The organism is Croceitalea rosinachiae (assembly GCF_031846445.1).
Classification (GTDB): Bacteria; Bacteroidota; Bacteroidia; order Flavobacteriales; family Flavobacteriaceae; genus Croceitalea; species Croceitalea rosinachiae.
Genome location: NZ_JAVRHR010000002.1, coordinates 230,104 through 249,886 on the forward strand (window position 1 = coordinate 230,104; position 19,783 = coordinate 249,886).

Consider the following 19,783-nt stretch of genomic DNA (forward strand, 5'->3'; position numbering starts at 1 on the left):
ATGTATTTATTGGATAATACCAGTACAAGCAACACGTGCTCCTGCAGCACCACTTGGTTGAGAGGTAAAATCATCTACACCTTGATGTACAATAATTGCTTTACCAATAATGTTCTTAGTTTCATCATCGCATCCAATACACCATTCATTTGTAGCAAACGATATAGAGGCATTACCGTTTTCATCTGCATTAAAATTACCTATATCACCTCTATGATAACCTCCTTCTGCCCCCCATTTGGCATGGGGTTGAAAAGTGGGGTTCCAATGTCCACCAGTTGATTTTCCATCTGCTGAAGAGCAATCTGCTTTTTCATGAATATGAATTGCATGTTCGCCCTCTGTAAGACCAGTTAAAGAAGCAGACATGCTGACCGTTCCACCTTCTTCCGAAAAGGTAACTTCACCAGACACACTACTATCGCTCTTGGGTTCTAACTTAAAAGTAATGGCTTCGTTTTTAGCCATTTCTACTTCGGTTTCTACCTCTTCTATTTCTTCTTTGGCTGCGTCAGTATCTTTTTTTACTTCTTTACAGCTAAATGCAGTCACTAGTAAAATACCTATTAGTGTTGCTTGTATTTTTTTCATTTTTAGTGTTTTTATTTGGTCTAAGTTACTGAATATTTGAGCTGGTGTCAACATATGCACTAGTTTACTTGAGAACTAAGATTTAAATAATTCTTTTGGATCTCTTATACCTCTTTTTAGATTCTCGCAAAGTAATAAGGTCTTATCAATTTTGGTTTGAGAGTTTTTATACCTGGTAATGGTGTAAATAAGACCTCTTTTTCGACCATCAGTTAGGGATTCAAAAATCTGATAGGCATCATAATCACTTAGCATAACTGCTTCAAATTCTTCTGGAACTTCAACCCCATATTTTGAAGTATCTTCAAAAAATTGCAGTTTAAAAATATCATTTGGAAATATGCCAAGTTCTTTTTGGTATCGTTTACCAAACATCATACAATACTGTCCATGTATTTTTTGAATGGCCGCATGAAAGGTCAATTCCCTTCCTTCAAATTTTGCTACTGCTCTTACGCGTTTAAATTTCTTTTTTATAAAAGGCTCAACAATTTTTTGAGAAAGGATTAGTGAATGATAATCTCCGGTTACTGAAATCTCAAAAACAGGACTTTTTAACATGATTGCTATTTTAAAAACACGATAAAAGGTATAAAAAATACGATAATCGGTAATTAAGCGTTAATATTTTATCTGATTTCCCCCAAATTAGATACTAACCATAAACATGAACCATTATGTTGGTCTACCAACCGTCAAAATACTTAGATTTTCTTTCTTATTGTAAACAACGGCGGTTATTTAGCAAAAGCTATAATCATTTACGTCAAATGAAACAGCTTGGGGAAATAGGTCCAAAAGAATACACAAGTGCTTTGAGTTCGCTTCATAAACGCGTTATAGAACTAGAAATACAGTATTTCGATATATTACATATGAGATTTTAGTTGACCAAAGTCGTAATTACTTGAGTTTCGCTATGTAATGTTTTGTGAACAGGACATTTATCAGCTATTTGTAGAAGCCGTTGTATTTGCTTGTCATCCAAATCTCCTGTAAACTTTATTTCACGATTAAAAGTGTCAATTTTAGCTGTATTATCCTCGCAATTTTCACAGTCTTCGGCATGTGACTTACTGTATGATGTATGTACTTCAACGTTATCGACGACCCAACCTTTTCTTTTGGCATACATTTGAATGGTCATTACAGTGCATGCCGACAACCCAGCTGAAACAAGTTCGTATGGTGAAGGTCCATAATCGTTGCCACCAAAACTTTGGGGTTCATCAGCAATCAGATAGTGGTTGCCTACTTTTAATTGAGTGGTGAATCCATCGATAGCATCTAAACTTGCAACTACTTGATGGTTTGTTTTCAATTGACCTTCTGTACGCTCATTAATTGGCAGATATCTTTTTGCCCACCCAGAAATAACTTCTCCAACATAGGTAGAGTCTTTTTTATTGAACAAAAGATGGTCTGCACCGTCCAAAGAGATAAAGCTTTTTGGATGGTGTGCCGCCATGTATATTTCTTCGGCGTTTTTGATTCCTACAGTATCATCTTGAGGGGAATGCATAATAAGCAAAGGTTTTCTAAGTGTCTTGGCAGTATCAGGAAGCGATTTAGTTTCTAAATCATCAACAAACTGCTTTTTAATCTTAAAATCACGTCCACTTAAATTGACCACGGCTTCGCCATTGGACTTGATTTCTTCCAAACCACTTTTGAACAAATGCTTGACATGTTTTGGGTCAGATGGAGCTCCAATAGTTGCTACAGCATCTACAGAAGCAATTTCAGTAGCAGCAAAAATAACAGCTGCTCCGCCCAAAGAATGCCCTATGAGTAGAGAAGGGGGTTCGTAGTTTTCTTTTAAAAAATTTGCCGCCGCAACTAAATCTGCCACATTTCCCGAGAAATTAGTATCCGAAAAATCTCCGTCACTTTCGCCGAGACCTGTAAAGTCAAAACGCAACACCGCAAAACCATTTGAGGTTAATGCTTTACTGATGTTTTTTACTGCTGACAAATTCTTAGTGCAGGTAAAGCAATGAGCGAATAGCGCATAATTATGTGCAGTTCTATCTGCGGGTAATTCTAATCGACCAATCAGATTTTGACCATCTTTATTGGAGAAGGAGACTTTTTGAAGGTTCATTATTTTGACTTTCTCCTTAAGTCGGGATTAAAGAAAAAACCTATCTGAAAACGATTAAAAACCGCACTGGAAAATTGATTTCTAAGCCATCCTAATTGAATACTGCTGTTACCAGTGATATGAGCTCCAACTGCACCATATAGTCGATTTTGCCCAAACAGATTATCTTGAAGGTTAATGAACAATTCATCATAAAAATTCAAGAAAAAAGTATTTGTCAAGGGCAGTGTCATTTGAATACGATAGCGAGCGCGGTGTTCTGTACTTTTTTCATAGAATGGGCTATTCTTATTTTCAACGGTCAGAAAGCGCTGTTCTAACCTATATCGATGTTCAAAGAGTAATTCCCAGACCTTGTTTTTTAAAATAAATTGCTCAAAAATTCGATGCTCCGTTATATTGTTCACCAAAATTTCATCACTCCTAAAAGAAGGATCAGTATCGATAAAACCATACCCTAAGGTCGCAATGGCATTTGAATCAATGTGATAATTTAATCCTGTACGTAGTAATAACTGATTAAAATTAGAACTTGTTTCATAATATCTGAATTGAGCTTCAGTATGTAGACTAAAACGTTCTGAAATTTTATTGGTACCAAAATACATATACCAAATACCAGTGTCATCTTCACCAGGTGTTTGCGCATTTAAGCATAGCGTAGTAAAGAAAAGTATACTTACTAGTTTCTTCATTAATCTAGGGTGAATGTTTTTGTTTCCTTAAATGGGGACAAATCTAAATTTTGGATTGATTCGCGATAAGGCTTCCATTTTTCATCAAAAAAAGAATTCGTTTTGTTCAAAGCATTCTTCAAATCAACTTCTGCATATTTGATTAAATCTTTTTCTGTTTTCGTAACCCCAGATTTCCGAGTGGTAACATAAAAACGCGCATTGCCAATACGCTGCACTACATTAATTTCAGGATTACGAGTAATTCCTTGTCTTTTATCCTCTTTTCCAATATAAATAACAATTAGAGAATCAATTGACTTAATAATATTCTTTGAAGCCTTTATTTGGTCTTTAAACTTATTTTTATCTAAAACCTTCATTTCTTTGACGTACTTACTGGCTAAATCTTTACTTTCAACCAATTGTTTTACTGCATCCGCGGCCTTTTGTGTATATCCTTCCAGTTTTTTGCTATGTGTGTAAATTTCATTTATAGAAGCCAAAGGGACGTTTAATCTTGGATCCGTTTTTACAGTAATATTGGTAGAATCTGAAGATTCGCCAAAGCTCACTTTTACCTTATAAGTTCCAGGTTTTACATTGGTACCCCCTCTTTCTTGTATGTTTTTACTGATTTTACGAGCAGGTCTGTTTGGACCTTTCTCGTCCATTCTCCAATAGATTCTGTGGAAACCAGCTTTTTCAGGAGTTTTATATTTAAGGGTACGAATCAATCTCTCACCATCATAAAAATCAAATTGAACAGAATCTTTCTTCTGAACCCCTGTCAATTCTTTTTGATCCTCAGTTGTAGAGGTCTCTTCATTTGATGCTTCTTCTTTTTTACTTTTATCTATATCTTCCTTCTTGCCTTCTTTAAGATAATAGGTAATCATAGCACCGCGTTCTCTATTCTCGCCATTGTAAATGGCATCAGCACCAAATCGACTTCCACTTGCCTGTTGATAAGCAGCTTGATAGGCTGTAGGACTTTCAAATAATGAGATGTCTTTTTGCAGAATTGATTTATCCGCCGTAAGTGCTCTAAGCGGACGAATATCATCCATTACCCATGCAGCACGGCCAAACGTACCAATGACTAAATCATTTTCTCTTGGGTGAATGATTAGGTCTTTAGTAGAAACCGTTGGATAGCCTTCTGTCCATTTTTGCCAATTACTTCCCGCATCAAATGAAATATAAAGTCCATCATCGGTACCCAAAAACATAAGATTAGGGTTTTCTTTATCCTCGACAATCGCCAGAGTATAACTTTCCACATCATCTGCATCAACTATACGTGCCCAGGTTTTACCATAATCCCTGGTGCGATATACATATGGAATGTAATTAAACCTTCGATAATCATTGGCTACTAATAGCGCTTCTCCTTGATTCCTTTTTGAGGCTTTTATTTGAGGAATCCAGCTTCCTGCTGGTAATCCTTTAATATTTTTGGTCACATCTACCCAACTAGAACCTCCATTTTGGGTAAAATGAACGCGACCATCATCCGTTCCCACCCAAAGCATATCTTTTTCTACCGGAGAAGGTTCAACGACCAGAATCGTACAGTGGTTTTCAGCACCGGTGGCATCCATAGTTAAACCACCACTTTCACTTTGTTTTTGTTTCTCTGGGTCATTCGTAGTTAAGTCTGGAGAAATAACCTCCCAGGTTAAACCTTTGTTCGTTGATTTATGCACAAACTGACTTCCAAAGTAAACCGTACTATTGTCATAAGGGTCTTGGCCTATACCAGCATTCCAGTTGAAACGAAGCTTAGTTTCTGCATCTGGTGGAGTAGGACGTACCACATAATCGTTACCCGTTTTCCAATCGTATCGCCTTACGAAACCCTGCTGACTCATGGCATAACCAAACTGATTATCATCTAAATCTGGGACCACATCAAAGCCATCACCAAAAGCAATTTCTTGCCAATAATCATTTCGAATGCCTTGCACGCGCCATACATAAGCAGGACCTCTCCAAGAACCATTGTCTTGCATACCGCCATAGACATTATAGGGATATTCATTATCTACATTAATATGATAGAATTGGGCAATCGGTATATTGCCAACAAATCGCCAAGTTTTACCACCATCTTTTGTGATGTTCATACCTCCATCATTACCATCTATCATAAATTGACCGTTTTCAGGATGAATCCACCAAGCATGGTGGTCTGGATGAACTCCATTATCTACACCATAAGCAGGCATTAATTGCGAGAAATTCTTACCTCCATCTTCAGAAGAATTGACGTAAGTAAATACTGAAAATACACGATTTTCATTTTCTGGATCTACATGAATATCAGAATAATAAAAAGGGCGATTTCCAATATCACTTTTATCATTGATTTTTTTCCATTTGAACCCTCCATCCTCAGATTTGTATAGTGCATTCTTTTTAGCTTCAATTAATGCATAAACAATGTTTGGTTTGTTTTTGGCGATTCCTATGCCTATTCGTCCTAAATGTCCTTTTGGCAACCCGTCCTCTTCAGAGAGCTTTTTCCAATTATCACCACCGTCATGTGTCATATATAAACCACTGCCCGAACCACCTGATTTAAAGAACCATGGATCACGTTTGTGTTCCCACATTCCAACGATAAGTTTGTTTGGATTACTAAAATCCATCACCATATCGCCAACACCAGTTTTGTTATTGACGAACAAAATTTTATTCCAAGTCTCTCCTCCATCGGTCGTCTTAAAAACACCGCGTTCTGGATGCTCTCCCCAGGGCGAACCTATTGCGCCTACATAAACCGTATTTGGCTCCGTTGGGTCAATGATTACGCGGTGAATATGCCTTGTTTTTTCTAATCCCATAGACTTCCAGGTTTTACCACCATCTAATGATTTGTAAACCCCAAAGCCACCATTTAAACTATTACGTGGATTACCTTCGCCGGTACCTACCCAAATTACCGAGGGGTTAGACTGTTGAATGGCTACTGCACCGATGGATGCGGTTAGCTCTTTATCAAAAATGGGATCCCATTTTATGCCGCCAGAAGTTGATTTCCACAACCCTCCAGAGGCTGTGCCCACATACATTACGTCAGGACTGGCAGTTACTACATCAATAGCCGTTACTCGACCGCTCATTCCGCCAGGCCCAATGTTTCGGGGTTTGAGGTCTTGAACAAGGTCCATCGTAAATTCTTGGGCAATTAGAGAAGTTGATGCTAAAAGCACCAAAAAAGAAAGTAATTTTTTCATTTTTGATTAGTTGGAATTTGTCGCATAAAGATAAAGAAATGGGCAGAGAGAAATCATAAAAGGGTGTTAACAGACTATAGAAAAGAACATCAAGATTCCGGGTAATTTTTCCTTTAAATAAGTAACAATTAGGATAGACCTGCGTCTCATTGCTATATCAATCAAATTAAGACCATGAAAGAACAACTCAATCAAAGGCTTCGTATTTTAATCACAGTACTAGTAACCATTTTAGTATGGATTGATATCGGTTGGGATTATTTTCATGGGGGTATTCCCACACATTATTTATTTCATAATCAAGACATGCCCGGCATACCCAATTGGTTGGGAGGTATTGTACTACCTATATTCATCTACTATTTACTGTTCAGAATATATAGACGTGTGAACAGATCAGAAGGTAAAGAATCTTTAAAACTAGTGGCCCTGCGATTCTTGGCAGGATTATTATTTGCTTTAACAATCTCGGTTTGTTTTATGAATGAAATTATGATAGTCGATTACATTATGGGGGTCATTTTTATTATGGCTTTTATTTTTCCATTATATAAATCAGAATATTATTTGGGTTGGGTTTTGGGCGCTTCTTTTACTTTTGGAGCTATTATACCCATTGGTTTTGGCAGTATCTTATGCTTTCTATTTTTTCTGTTCTATCAACTTGCGGGCCGGATTAAAAAACTATTAAAACCAAAAACTAAATAACGATTACTTTGTTACGAAAATTACGAATAACTCATTCTCTAATACTTTAGGATCAGCGATTGTGATGGGGCGCAAAAGTTATTTTATTTGATGACCTTTGTAAATATTAGCATAGCTATTTTGGTAAATTATAAAATGCGAATTGAATCGGTACGAGAGAATCCAAGTATTAAAAATAGGACGATAGTCTATTTCCAAAAAAGTTGGAGTAGTGTATTGCCCATTATTTATGAGGATAGTATTAGTCATAGTATTACTTCTTTGAACCCATTACCGCAATAGTATGTATTAATGAACAATGATGAAATTATTGGTTGTGCCGGACTCATAACAAATGATTTTATTAGTAGGGGAGATTTTTATCCCTGGATATGCGCACTATATATTGAATAGGAACATCGCGGTAACGCTTACGGAGCTTTACTTATGAATAAAGCTAAGAGCGATGCCAAAGCAGGAGGTTTCCATCATATCTATTTATGTACCGACCATATTGGTTATTACGAAAAGTACGGGTTCAGTTATTTAGGGCAAGGATATCATCTTTCGGGTGAGGATTCTCGAATTTATGAGTTGTCGCTTTAATTTCAAACATTTAGTTAGGGCATCGTGATTACTTCCATCATTTTTTAACCCTTTCATAAAATTTTGATACTTTAGGAACCTGACAGAAATATGACTATCAAAGTCATCAACCAACTATTAAGTTAAACTATGCCACTTGTTATTATTGCTTTAGGAATTCTCATCCTATTTTTTCTCATTGCCAAAGTAAAATTAAACGCTTTTTTATCTTTTATCCTCGTATGTATTTTTGTTGGGATTTTTCAGGGGATGGAACTTGAAACCCTTGTAAAATCAATACAATCGGGTATTGGTAATACCTTGGGCTTTCTAGTATTGATTTTAGGCCTAGGGGCTATGCTGGGTAAATTAGTTGCTGACAGTGGTGCAGCACAACAGATAACCACTAAATTGGTTTCGGCTTTTGGTATTAAATATGTGCAATGGGCCGTGGTACTTACTGGTTTTATAGTGGGTATCCCTATGTTTTATTCTGTGGGTTTCGTAATCTTAATTCCATTAGTGTTTACGATAGCGGTTTCTACAAAATTACCTTTGCTTTATGTTGGATTGCCCATGCTAACTTCGTTATCCGTTACACATGGTTATTTACCACCGCACCCAGCACCAACGGCAATAGCAGCCATGTTCAATGCTGATATTGGTAAAACATTATTGTACGGAATTATTATTGCAATCCCTGCGATAATCGTTGCGGGGCCTTTATTCGCTAGAACCATAAAAAAGATTGAAGCGAAACCCTTGGCTGAATTTTATAGTACCGGAGAAATTGCACCAGAGAACTTACCTGGGCTTTCAAAAAGTGTTTTTACAGCACTTTTGCCAATTATTTTAATCATTTTTGCTATCATAGCAGAGCAATTTATTCCCGAAGGACTCGTAAAACAAATATTTATGTTTTTGGGTAATCCTGTCATAGCTATGTTGATAGCTGTTTTAGTGGCAATATACACTCTCGGTTTATCACAGGGCAAGCAAATGAAAGAAGTTATGGACTCACTTTCAAAATCTGTGGCGAGTATAACGATGATTCTATTGATTATTGCCGGGGCAGGCGCCTTAAAGGAGATTTTGGTTGATAGTGGTGTTAGTGGATACATTGCTGATTTGCTTAAAGACTCCAGTGTTTCTCCTTTAATTTTAGCTTGGTTGATCGCTACTGCCATTCGCGTATGTGTAGGTTCTGCTACGGTAGCTGGCCTAACGGCAGCAGGAATTGTATTGCCGTTGGCAACTGCGACAGGAGTGCAGACCGAGCTTATGGTTTTGGCAATTGGTTCAGGTAGTTTAATGCTTTCGCATGTTAATGATTCAGGGTTCTGGCTTTTTAAAGAGTACTTCAACCTCTCCATAAAAGACACGCTAAGAACCTGGACCGTAATGGAAACTTTAGTTGGAATCATGGGCTTGTTAGGCGCCTTAGTTTTAAATGCAATGTTATAATACGTACTGTATGAAAACACCATCAAAGAAAATTGAAGAATTGGGTTTAGAATTACCTCCGCCTCCGCCTCCTGCAGGAGTGTATAGGCCTATTCTGGTAGTCGATAATTTTTTGTATGTATCAGGGCAGGGACCTGTTCAAAATGATACCTCATTAATTGTGGGCCGTGTGGGAGATGATATGGAACTGGCTGCAGCAAAACTTGCGGCAAGACAAGTGGGACTTACGATGCTGTCTACGATTCAGGCACATTTTGGAAGTGTGGATAAGATTAAAAGGGTGGTAAAAGTTTTGGGAATGGTCAACTGCACCCCAGATTTTAAAGAACATCCTTTGGTCATTAACGGTTTTAGTGAATTGTTTGCTGAGGTATTTGGAAGGGAGAATGGCATTGGCGTGCGCAGCGCAGTGGGTATGATGTTACCTGGTAATATACCTGTGGAAATTGAGGCCATGTTTGAACTACATTGATATGAAAAAAGCTGCTTGGTACGCTATAAACGATTCAGAAACCATTATCTCACCTTCCTTATTGGTATATCCTGATAGGATAAAAGCGAATATTAAGTTAATGCTCGAGATAGCTGGCGGTGCAACATCCCTACGACCACATATCAAAACCCATAAGATGGCAGAAGTCATTGCCATGCAATTAGAACATGGTATTGATAAGTTTAAATGTGCCACAATCGCTGAAGCCGAACTTTTAGCGGCTTCGGGAGCAAAAGATGTGCTCTTGGCCATGCAACCTACAGGACCCAACATTTTCAGGTTTTTTTATTTAATGGCCGCTTATCCAGAAACGCACTTTTCCACTATTGTGGACAATTCCAAACTAATAAATGAAATAACAACTATAGCAGCAGAAAGTAAGCAAGCCGTTTCTTTGTGGTTGGATATTAATAATGGTATGCATCGGACCGGTGTTTTACCAAATGATAAGGCCGTTGCTTTGTACCAAGAAATGGCCGCTAATGTGAATATAATTATTGAAGGACTTCATGTATATGATGGTCACATTCGCAATTCGGATATCGCCACTCGTACTCACGTTTGTAATAATGCTTTTGAAACAGTGACCCATTTAAAAAAGCAATTGGAAGGCATAGGATTAGAAGTAAAAAATATTGTTGCAGGCGGCACCCCTTCTTTTCCAATACATTCAAAAAGAAAGCACGTTCAAGTATCACCAGGCACTTCGTTGCTATGGGATTATAGATACAGTTCCCTTTTTCCTGATTTAAAATTTTTGCCAGCTGCCGTTTTAATGACTCGAGTAATTAGTAAACCTAAAAAAGGGTATTTGTGTTTAGATTTAGGACACAAATCGGTTGCGCCAGAAATGCCTTTACCGAGAGTGCAATTTTTAGAAGACACCGATTTTGAACAGATAGGGCAGAGCGAAGAGCATTTGGTGGTCACAACAAAGAACAGTGATGATTATAGCGTAGGTGATGTGTTATATGCCGTACCCTATCATATTTGTCCGACGGTAGCAAAATACCATGAAGTCACGGCAATTACAGAGCATAAAAGTACTGAAGTTTGGACAGTTGCTGCTCGAAATAATAAAATCACCATTTAATATACAGCCATGTTCATTTTTGATGCCCATTTAGATCTCGCGATGAATGCCTTGGAGTGGAACCGTGATTTAAGGTGGCCAATTGATGAAATCAGGGAAAGTGAACAGGCATTGACCGACAAACCTGATCGAGGATTGAATACCGTGTGTTTGCCTGAACTACGAAAAGGGAATATTGGATTGTGCGTGGCAACACAGATTGCACGTTATGTAAAAAAGAGCAGTACCCTGCCAGGGTGGAATTCTCCAGAACAAGCTTGGGCACAAACCCAAGGGCAACTGGCTTGGTACCAAAGTATGGAGGCCGCTGGAGAAATGATACAGATTCATAATCTACAATCGCTCAATGACCATTTACAAAACTGGGAAAACGATTCTCTTAATACTCCTTTAGGATATATTTTGAGCTTAGAAGGTGCCGACTCCATAGTAAGCGTAGACCATTTAGAAAAATCGTATGAAGGCGGTTTGCGTGCCATTGGTCCTGCTCATTATGGCCCCGGCACCTATGCACACGGTACGGATTCTGTTGGTGGAATAGGTGTAAAGGGTAGAGCGCTTTTAAAAAAGATAGAAGAACTGAATCTCATTTTAGATGCCACACATTTATGCGACCTTAGTTTTTGGGAGACCATGAAAGTTTACGATGGAGCCGTATGGGCAAGCCATAACAATTGTAGGTCTTTGGTCGATCATAATAGGCAATTTTCGGATGAACAGCTCAAAGAACTGATTTCTAGAAAGGCCGTAATAGGGGTTGCCTTAGATGCATGGATGATGGTACCCCATTGGGTGCGAGGTAAATCGACACCAGAGGCTATGGGGGTAAGCTTAGAACAGATGGTCGATCATATTGACCATATCTGCCAATTGGCAGGTAATGCAAAACATGTGGGAGTTGGCACCGATTTAGATGGTGCGTTCGGGAAAGAACAGAGCCCAGCTGACCTAGATACCATTGCCGACTTACAAAAAGTGCCACAATTGTTAACGAAAAGAGGTTATACCAAAGAGGCTATAGATGATATTATGCACCAAAACTTTATTGAATTTTTAAGAAGGGTGTGGGAATAGTGTTTTTATTCTATAAGTTTCTGTTAGAAAAGACATCTAGTATTAATAGAATAAAAACACTATTCATAGACCTTGTTTGAAGTTCTCTGTGTATATGCTTTATGAACAATAGTCCACTTTTTTTGAATTTTTAACAACATAAAATAATCTATATAGGTGCTTCTGCTTTTAGGATGTGAAATTTCTACTTTCGCTATCGCTATGTCGTTTTCATAATCTATTGAAATGATTTTCCCATCTTCGCCAGTTGGTTGCCCCTCCTTTGTATCTTGTATATAAGACTCTCCAGACCAGATGCCTAGACTATCATTTTTCTTTACATAGTATAGATTTAAATCTTTGTGAAATGCAGTTTTAAGTCGATCTGGCTGACCATTTGTTGATCCCTCAATATAATCGGTTAATGTTTGGGCGATAGACTCTAAATCAGATTGTCCCTTAATATTTTGGATACCAATTAAAATTAGGAATATAAAGATGATTTTATTCATTGTTATTTATGTTAGATTAACTTATAATTCTTATTTGCTAATAATATTCAATAGAAGGGTAAATTAAATTACTGGTTGTGTCACTAAACTAAAAATAGCAACCTTATTTGGTTTTCATAAAAGTGTCGTTTGAACTGTTTTCTTTTTGAAACCAAATATCTGCAACTCCACGGGTGGATAGCTTAAACCCCGTGATATTACCATTTGTACCATTTTTAAATTCTAATGAAGTAAAATGTCTTTGATTTCCGGTGAATACATTTTTTATTCTTGGAGCTAACTGAACTGGTTCTAATCTTGAGTGATTAAGTACCAGCTTCCCTTCTTCCAGAACCAGCAAATATGAAGTGTTCAAAGCTTTTGCGTGATACTTTCCGGTAAATACGCTTAAATCTTTGGTCCAACTTGCATCGGTTTCGTATGCAATAAACTTTGTGGTATTATCTCCAACTTTCACCGACATGGTCTTAGAATTGGATTTAGAATCAAAATTTACTACCACCTCGTTCCATGTGATCATCTTAAAAGAATTTTTTGATAATGGAAGTAGGGCACTTTCATTTCCTTTACTCCTTGAATACCTTAAGGTATCGTTTGCGACATAGATTTTTCGTGTTGTGTGATTATCTATACCCCAATAGTCGCCTTCAAATAACTCAAGTAGTTTTTTTGATAGCTTTTCAGATACAATTTTTTCGGATTCATCTGGTACTGGGTCTAAAAAGTCTTCAATATAAAGGGCACTAGCCCCTGTACCTGCATACCCGTTGTAAGCCCCATCATTACCCATAATAACAACAGCAAGTGCATAATCAGGATAACGAATCAATTTACTGGCATATCCGCCGGCCACCTCTGTATGATACATTTTTTTTGCTCCTCTAAAATTCCAATACCTATGGGCTCCAGTATAAAGTGCAGTGTTGGTTTCCTTTATTTGACTACTATTAACTGTAGAAAGTGCGTCGAATTTTGAAGTCATTTCTTCGGTGCCTATTTTAGGGTTTTCAAGCTCTTTCGCCCAAAGGCACATATCTCCAACAGTGGTATATACATCAGATAATATAGTATGAGTTTGATTCATTGTAGTATTTACAAAACCATCTTTTTGGGCAAAGTAACCCTGCGCTTTACTGGAAATTACCGCTCCCTCAGTGTCAAATATTGAATTCTTCATTTCAAGTGGCTCAAAAATATGTTTGGTTACAAAATCTGCATATGGCACTTTCCCGACCTCAGCAATAAGATCTTCAAGAATCATAAAACCTGCATCAGAAAAGCGCTGTACATTTTTATTAATAGATAAAGATTTTGCTTGGCTCAGTATTAGGGCGTACGCTTGTTCTTTAGTAAAAACATCTTCAGTCCGCCATCCAGCAAGCGCTTTGGAAACCTCTAAATTGTTTAACCCACTTGTATGATGTATTAATTGTTGTATACTGATGGGGTATGGAAAAGATTTTAATTTTGGGAGGTATTTACGAATATCGTCTTGTAATGAAAATTCACCACGCTGTTCCAAAAGTAAAAGTGCATAAACGGTGAATTCCTTAGCAATATCACCAATATGAAACCTTGTTTTCGAGCTTATTGGAATCTGATGCTCTAAATTTGCTAGACCATAGCCTTTTGTATAGACAATTTCCCCATCGTTCAAAATACCTACAGCTATTCCGGGTTTGGTCTGAGTATCCCATTGCGAAAAAATAGCGTCTATCTGTTCTGCTGTAACATCTCTTTTTTGAACTTCTTGTGAAAAAGAAGTTATATAGATAAATGATAGAAATAATGTAAATATATTTTTCATATTATTCATTTTTTGATGATTTATATTTATTGTAATTTTTCAATGACATTTTTTGCAACGATAGCAGCTGCTGATGGATCTTGACCGGTAATTAAACGCCCGTCAGATTGATAAAAGCCATCCCAACCTTCTTCAGAAAATTGAAAATCCCCTCCACGTTCTATAATTATCTGTTGTATGGAAAAGGGGAACGTTTTATAATACTGAGCTTCCATGTTCTCAAAGGTATCTGGGAAGCCATTTACTTTTTTTCCTGAAAATAAATAAACATCATTCTTAGTTTTGAGATTTACGATGCCAGCTGTACCATGACAAATAGCAGAAACGATTCCATTGTGTCGCTCGTAAAGTTCCATTACGATTCTTTGAATGGATTCGTTTTCTGGTACTCCAAACATGGCTGCACCACCACCACCATAATAGACCGCCTTATAATCAGAAGCTTTTATTTCGCTTGGTTTTCTTGTAGTTTCTAGGTCATCCATGAACGAATTGTTATAGAGATATTTTTTTTGCAATGAATCGGAAGTATTTATATAGCCTATAGGAACTGCACCGCCTTCTGGACTTACAAAATCAATAGCATAGTCTGCTTTTCTAAATACCTCGTAAGCATGCACTATTTCCGAAAAATGATTGGATGTATTAATATTCGTATTTCCATAATAATGTGCATTTGAAACGATAAATAAAATTCGTTCTGACCGCTCAATAGCCTCACTTTCAAAGGGAGAGGTTTTGTTAGTGTGCTTACACCCTATTAGCAGAGAAAGGGCAGTTATAGTGAAGTAAATGACACTTTTCATTTTTATCTTTTTAGATTCAGATTCAATATTATATAGAATCAAAATGAAAGTATATTTTACTTATAAATCAGGAGTACGGATTTATAAATTGAGAACAGATTTAAGGAATTTTTAGGAATTACTTTCTTTGAATTTGGCTGGAGTGGTATTGGTTATTTTTTTGAAAGCCGAATAGAAAGTCGACTTTGAATTGAACCCACAATCATAGCCTATGGCTTCCAATTTAGTATTCGTGTTAAATCTAATTAAATTTTTAGCTTCTTGAACACGATACTCATTTATCAATAGAGTAAAACTCTTTCCTAAGTTATCATTAATAAATTGTGAAAGAGTATGAGGTAAAATATTCATTTTATTGGCAACATCAGAGAGTTTGAGGTTTGAATCAGTGTACATTTTCTCCCTTTCCATTAAATTACTTAATTGTTTTGATAAATTTTGGGCTTCAGCAGCTTCTATTTTTTTGTTGGAATATTTAAGGGATTTATCAAAAATTGCCCCTTTAGTTTTTCGAAAATAAATTAATAGAAAAAGTAAGTAGAAAATAAATGAAAACGATAGCGCACCAACTATATATGAGGTATATGAGATGGTAGTATAGGCTATCCAAATGATAAAGTTTCCCATAAAAATACTCAACATCCAAAAATCTAGGCCGGACAGTTTCTCATTCTTTCTAAAAACTTTGTTGATACTGCTTCTTATGAGCCAGCCAGAAGCAATGATATAGCCTAGCCAGATTTTATAGATTATTGCAATCCAAGTAATGTCACTTATGATGCATGGATTATGTGTTTCAGGAAATAAAAAACCGATTAAGATAGATAAGACAGTCAGTACTAAAAAATGTACTATCCAAAAACCAGATATAATATCTGTATGGGCTATAGATTTAATATAAAAATAAAGGGAAGGGCCTATTAATATGCAAGCTGCCAATCCAAACTTGATAAATATTTGTGCTAACTCGGGGTTGAAATAATAAAATACTGACTTGCCAACCCTAATCGCAAGCATTAAAAGCAAAAATCCTAAAAAGAAATTGGAGCTATTTTTTGGCTTTTTAAAAAAGAAAAAATAGAAACTGATTAATAGGGCATTGAAAACACCTAAGGCACTAAAAAAGAAAAGTAGTTCACCAGAGACGTTCATGATTTCGTTAGAGATTTATATAAATGTAGCAAAAAAGCATTCGAAAAGTAAAATTAAAAATTATCTAGTAGTTGGTTGTTCTTGGTTTTTTAACACCAATACTTTTTGGAGATTTTTGACTAACAAATTTTACAAATGCTTAAATTAGGACTATCCCTTAAAATTGCGATGAATTTTTATCGTGAAACGAATGATACGTTATGATTCGATACCATCTAGGTATGTGTTTTTTAAGAGATAAATCGAATCTACTTTATAAAATGTATAACCCGATTGTAGAGCAGGCTTGGAAAAAATGACACATTTGAAAAGTATTATGCTAAAACGGATCCAGTAGGGCAATAGGCAGAATTTGTGTTTGAGATTCTGCTGCTGAATCACTTAAATCTGTTCAATATTCTGATTTAGCTAAAAGCGTACCAGAAGCCCATGAAATTATAAAAGCACCAAATATTGAATTCATGGATGTGCTATTCCAATTAAGAAACTAGAATTCTACTTAAAACTCACAAGTTAGCGATTTGTAATTCGCAACTACCAAAAACAAAATGCTTATTTAATTACCACACCGTCTTTCATTACAAAACCTACTTCTCTCATTTTAGTGATATCTTTAATGGGGTTGCCTTTTACTGCGATGATGTCTGCCAAATACCCTTTTTTGAGCTGCCCTAGGTGTTCAAAGTGTAGGTATTTCGCATTTTTAGCGGTAGCGGACCGTAACACTTGTAAAGGTTGCATACCATATTCTACCATTAACTCTAATTCTTGATAGTTTTCGCCATGGGGAAACACCCCAACATCACCACCAAAAACGATATGAACCCCCGTTTCAAGGGCAAGCTTAAAAGAGGCTTTCTTTTTGGTGATACGGTCAGTATCAAGATCAATGCCTTTTCGCCAACCTTTATAGCGTTCAATGGCTGCACCAGCAGCAACAGTAGGGCAGAGAGCGACTCCTTTTTCCTTCATGAGCTCAAAGATTTCCTTCGTTCCACCGTCACCATGTTCAATGGTTTCCACACCTGCCATAATTGCTCTTCGCATACCTTCTGGCGTACTGGCATGAGCCACGGCATAGCGCCCCGCAGAGCGTGCCGTTTTTACCATAACATCCAACTCTTCTTGTAAAAAGGTAGGCTGGGAAGGTTCGCCTTTGCCCCAACGGTAATCAGCATAAATCTTTATAAAATTAGCACCGTTGCCCAATTGACGGCGTACCGCTCGTATAGCCTCATCAACACCACTAACGGGTTCAGCGCCCAAGGGAACCGTAACACCATCATGAAAGCCTTTAGGGCCATAAGCACCTGTAGCCACAATCGCAGGCCCCGCTACTTTTAGGCGTGGGCCTTCAATAAGCCCATTATCAATGGTCTTTTTTAAATATACATCGGTATATCCTGCTCCTTCGGCACCCAAATCACGCATACTGGTAACTCCTGATAATAAAGACTGTTTTGCTGCTATACTACCACGAATAGCACGTTCAACTGGAGATTCTTTTAATACCTGATCATTCCATTCCGTTTCATTATAGGGGTGTAGCAAAAGGTGCGAATGCCCTTCTATTAAACCAGGCATGAGGGTCATTCCATTAAGGCTAATAATTTTGGCATCATTAGGGGTTTTAAATTCTGTTCCAGAACCCGAATATTCAATTTGATTGCCGACAACAAAGACCACCCATTTTTCATGCATTTCTATTCCGTCGAAAACACGGTCAGGCTTTAAAAGCGTTTGAGCTGTTAAGGTAATTGTTGCACAAAAAAAGACAAAGATTGTTCTCATGTTTAATTGGTATTTATGGTAGAATACAAAAGTAATTTAAGTGTCAAGAATTCATATTTTAAAGACCGAAATCAGTATTCAAATTAGCCGACTAAAGATAAGTAAAACAGTCCTTAAATTTTGATAGGTTTGGTTTATGATTACCTTTAGGAGGTAAATATTATGGATGCTTGAACTAAGACCCACTTGTGAGAATTGCGATAAAGCGTTACCGCCAGATAGTCAAGAAGCCATGATTTGCACCTACGAATGTACTTTTTGTAAGAACTGTGTGGATTCTATATTAGCAAATGTATGCCCTAATTGTGGAGGCGGTTTTGAAAAAAGACCTGTTAGACCAAAAGGGCAATTAACTAAGCATCCGCCCAAAGCTGAAAAACTATATAAGCCCGTAGACTTAATAAAGTTCCAAGAATTGAAAGAGACTAATATTAATATCAATCCCAAGGATAGATAACTATTTATGAAACAACCGAGTTGGTATTATCTTGTACTTTTAATTTTATCTGGTGAGGCCGTTTTTATACTACCATTTGTACTACCTCGTATTTTTAGGCCAACGGTATTGGAAGTTTTTGCACTAACTAATGTTCAAATCGGTCTTTGTTTTTCTATTTATGGTTTGGTCGCGGTACCTTCTTATCTATTCGGTGGTCCGTTAGCGGACAAATTCCCACCCAGAAAGTTGATTGCAATTGCCCTATGGCTGACTGCTTTGGGTGGGCTATTATTTGCGTCATATCCAAGTTTAATCGCCTTACAGATTTTATATGGTTATTGGGGCTTTACGACCATCTTTTTATTTTGGGCACCAATGATAAAAGCAACACGGGTTTGGGGCGGTGATGCATCTCAAGGGAAGGCTTTTGGATTTCTAGATGGCGGCAGAGGACTGACCGGATTTTTATTTGGTTTGCTTGGGGTATTTATCTTTTCACTTATAATGGGCAACCAAGTTAGTGACGCCTCATTGAAAGAAAGTCAGGAGGCCTTTTCGTTTGTTATTTATGCAGCAATTATAATCATTTCGATAATAGGTCTTTTGGTATGGATTTTTATGAAAGTAGGGGAGATAGAAAAAGATATTCTTATTGAGCGTATTTCATTTACAGAAATTAAATCGGTTTTAAGGCTGCCATCGGTTTGGCTATTGATGATTATTATTTTGTGTGCCTATGTTGGCTATAAGATAACCGATGTTGTCTCTCAATTTGCCAATGAAGTAATGCTTTATGATCAGGTTGAAGCTGCTCAAGTTGGTACATTTTTACAATTTTTAAGACCCGCTACAGGTATTTTAGTAGGATTCTTGGTAGACCGGTTTAAAATAACTTTTTGGCTTTTTCTCAGTTTAGTGTTATGTATTGTAGCTGGTGTTTTATTCAGTTCTGGATTGATAGTTCCTTCAACTGCGGTATTATTTCTTATTGCTGTTGTATTGATTGCTATGGGAGTTTATGCAGCTAGAGCCTTATATTTTGGAGTGATGAAAAAAGGGAAAATTCCGCTTGTGCTTACGGGTACTGCGGTAGGACTCATTTCTTTAGTGGGATATACTCCAGATATTTTTGCTGGTCCTGCGTATGGTTATTTTTTAGACGCCTACCCTGGAGAACAAGGGTATCAATATGTTTTTTGGATGTTGACCGGATTTTCTTTCGTTGGTGCCGTAGCGGCTTTTATTTATTATAGACTTTTTGAAACGGTTAAATAAGCCTTAAAACTTAGT

The 19,783-nt window shown here is 37.0% G+C and carries 17 protein-coding genes and 1 pseudogene; 8 read left to right on the forward strand and 10 right to left on the reverse strand.

Annotated features, from left to right (window positions below):
• Positions 1-6 precede the first annotated feature (6 nt).
• The 5 genes from RM706_RS08795 to RM706_RS08815 form a co-directional block, all read right to left on the reverse strand.
• Positions 7-591: a superoxide dismutase family protein gene (locus RM706_RS08795; RefSeq protein ID WP_311350686.1), complete on the reverse strand. Its 585-nt coding sequence runs from the start codon at positions 589-591 to the stop codon at positions 7-9.
• 75 nt (positions 592-666) lie between these two features.
• On the reverse strand, positions 667-1,152 hold the full coding sequence (locus RM706_RS08800; RefSeq protein ID WP_311350687.1) for a YdeI/OmpD-associated family protein: 486 nt from the start codon (positions 1,150-1,152) through the stop codon (positions 667-669).
• Between the two features lie 322 nt (positions 1,153-1,474).
• The gene (locus RM706_RS08805; protein WP_311350688.1) at positions 1,475-2,695 is read right to left on the reverse strand and encodes a bifunctional alpha/beta hydrolase/OsmC family protein; all 1,221 of its coding nucleotides are present in this window, start codon (positions 2,693-2,695) and stop codon (positions 1,475-1,477) included.
• Complete coding sequence (locus RM706_RS08810) at positions 2,695-3,390, reverse strand: DUF2490 domain-containing protein (RefSeq protein ID WP_311350689.1); 696 nt, start codon at positions 3,388-3,390, stop codon at positions 2,695-2,697. Before RM706_RS08810 ends, RM706_RS08805 begins: the two co-directional genes overlap by 1 nt.
• On the reverse strand, positions 3,390-6,611 hold the full coding sequence (locus tag RM706_RS08815) for a WD40/YVTN/BNR-like repeat-containing protein (protein WP_311350690.1): 3,222 nt from the start codon (positions 6,609-6,611) through the stop codon (positions 3,390-3,392). The genes RM706_RS08810 and RM706_RS08815 overlap by 1 nt, the downstream gene beginning before the upstream one ends.
• A gap of 174 nt (positions 6,612-6,785) precedes the next feature.
• On the opposite strand from RM706_RS08815, the gene RM706_RS08820 reads away from it, so the two are divergent.
• The 6 genes and pseudogenes from RM706_RS08820 to RM706_RS08845 all read left to right on the forward strand — a co-directional run bounded on the left by RM706_RS08820 (position 6,786) and on the right by RM706_RS08845 (position 12,007).
• Positions 6,786-7,319 (forward strand): hypothetical protein, encoded by a 534-nt coding sequence (locus RM706_RS08820; RefSeq protein ID WP_311350691.1) that lies wholly within the window; start codon positions 6,786-6,788, stop codon positions 7,317-7,319.
• Between the two features lie 405 nt (positions 7,320-7,724).
• Positions 7,725-7,904: pseudogene (locus tag RM706_RS08825) on the forward strand (GNAT family N-acetyltransferase); the annotation flags it as partial.
• A gap of 129 nt (positions 7,905-8,033) precedes the next feature.
• Positions 8,034-9,347, forward strand: a complete 1,314-nt coding sequence (locus RM706_RS08830) for a gluconate:H+ symporter (RefSeq protein ID WP_311350692.1) — start codon at positions 8,034-8,036, stop codon at positions 9,345-9,347.
• Positions 9,348-9,357: 10 nt separating this feature from the next.
• Positions 9,358-9,819, forward strand: a complete 462-nt coding sequence (locus tag RM706_RS08835) for a RidA family protein (RefSeq protein ID WP_311350693.1) — start codon at positions 9,358-9,360, stop codon at positions 9,817-9,819.
• A gap of 1 nt (position 9,820) precedes the next feature.
• Entirely contained in the window at positions 9,821-10,933 is a 1,113-nt protein-coding gene (locus RM706_RS08840; RefSeq protein ID WP_311350694.1) for a D-TA family PLP-dependent enzyme, read from the forward strand.
• Positions 10,934-10,942: 9 nt separating this feature from the next.
• Positions 10,943-12,007 (forward strand): dipeptidase, encoded by a 1,065-nt coding sequence (locus RM706_RS08845; RefSeq protein ID WP_311350695.1) that lies wholly within the window; start codon positions 10,943-10,945, stop codon positions 12,005-12,007.
• Positions 12,008-12,066: 59 nt separating this feature from the next.
• Here the strand turns inward: RM706_RS08845 and RM706_RS08850 are convergent, their stop codons facing one another.
• From RM706_RS08850 to RM706_RS08870, 5 genes are all read right to left on the reverse strand, one after another.
• Positions 12,067-12,498: a nuclear transport factor 2 family protein gene (locus RM706_RS08850; RefSeq protein WP_311350696.1), complete on the reverse strand. Its 432-nt coding sequence runs from the start codon at positions 12,496-12,498 to the stop codon at positions 12,067-12,069.
• A 103-nt stretch (positions 12,499-12,601) separates the two neighbouring features.
• Positions 12,602-14,305: a serine hydrolase domain-containing protein gene (locus tag RM706_RS08855; RefSeq protein ID WP_311350697.1), complete on the reverse strand. Its 1,704-nt coding sequence runs from the start codon at positions 14,303-14,305 to the stop codon at positions 12,602-12,604.
• Between the two features lie 26 nt (positions 14,306-14,331).
• Positions 14,332-15,111 (reverse strand): type 1 glutamine amidotransferase domain-containing protein, encoded by a 780-nt coding sequence (locus tag RM706_RS08860; protein WP_311350698.1) that lies wholly within the window; start codon positions 15,109-15,111, stop codon positions 14,332-14,334.
• Positions 15,112-15,222: 111 nt separating this feature from the next.
• Positions 15,223-16,263 (reverse strand): helix-turn-helix domain-containing protein, encoded by a 1,041-nt coding sequence (locus tag RM706_RS08865; RefSeq protein WP_311350699.1) that lies wholly within the window; start codon positions 16,261-16,263, stop codon positions 15,223-15,225.
• Between the two features lie 552 nt (positions 16,264-16,815).
• Positions 16,816-18,054: a metal-dependent hydrolase family protein gene (locus RM706_RS08870; RefSeq protein WP_311350700.1), complete on the reverse strand. Its 1,239-nt coding sequence runs from the start codon at positions 18,052-18,054 to the stop codon at positions 16,816-16,818.
• Between the two features lie 166 nt (positions 18,055-18,220).
• Between RM706_RS08870 and RM706_RS08875 the strand changes: the two genes are divergently transcribed.
• Positions 18,221-18,511, forward strand: a complete 291-nt coding sequence (locus RM706_RS08875) for a DUF1272 domain-containing protein (protein ID WP_311350701.1) — start codon at positions 18,221-18,223, stop codon at positions 18,509-18,511.
• 6 nt (positions 18,512-18,517) lie between these two features.
• On the forward strand, positions 18,518-19,768 hold the full coding sequence (locus RM706_RS08880; RefSeq protein ID WP_311350702.1) for an MFS transporter: 1,251 nt from the start codon (positions 18,518-18,520) through the stop codon (positions 19,766-19,768).
• The last annotated feature ends 15 nt before the right edge of the window (positions 19,769-19,783 follow it).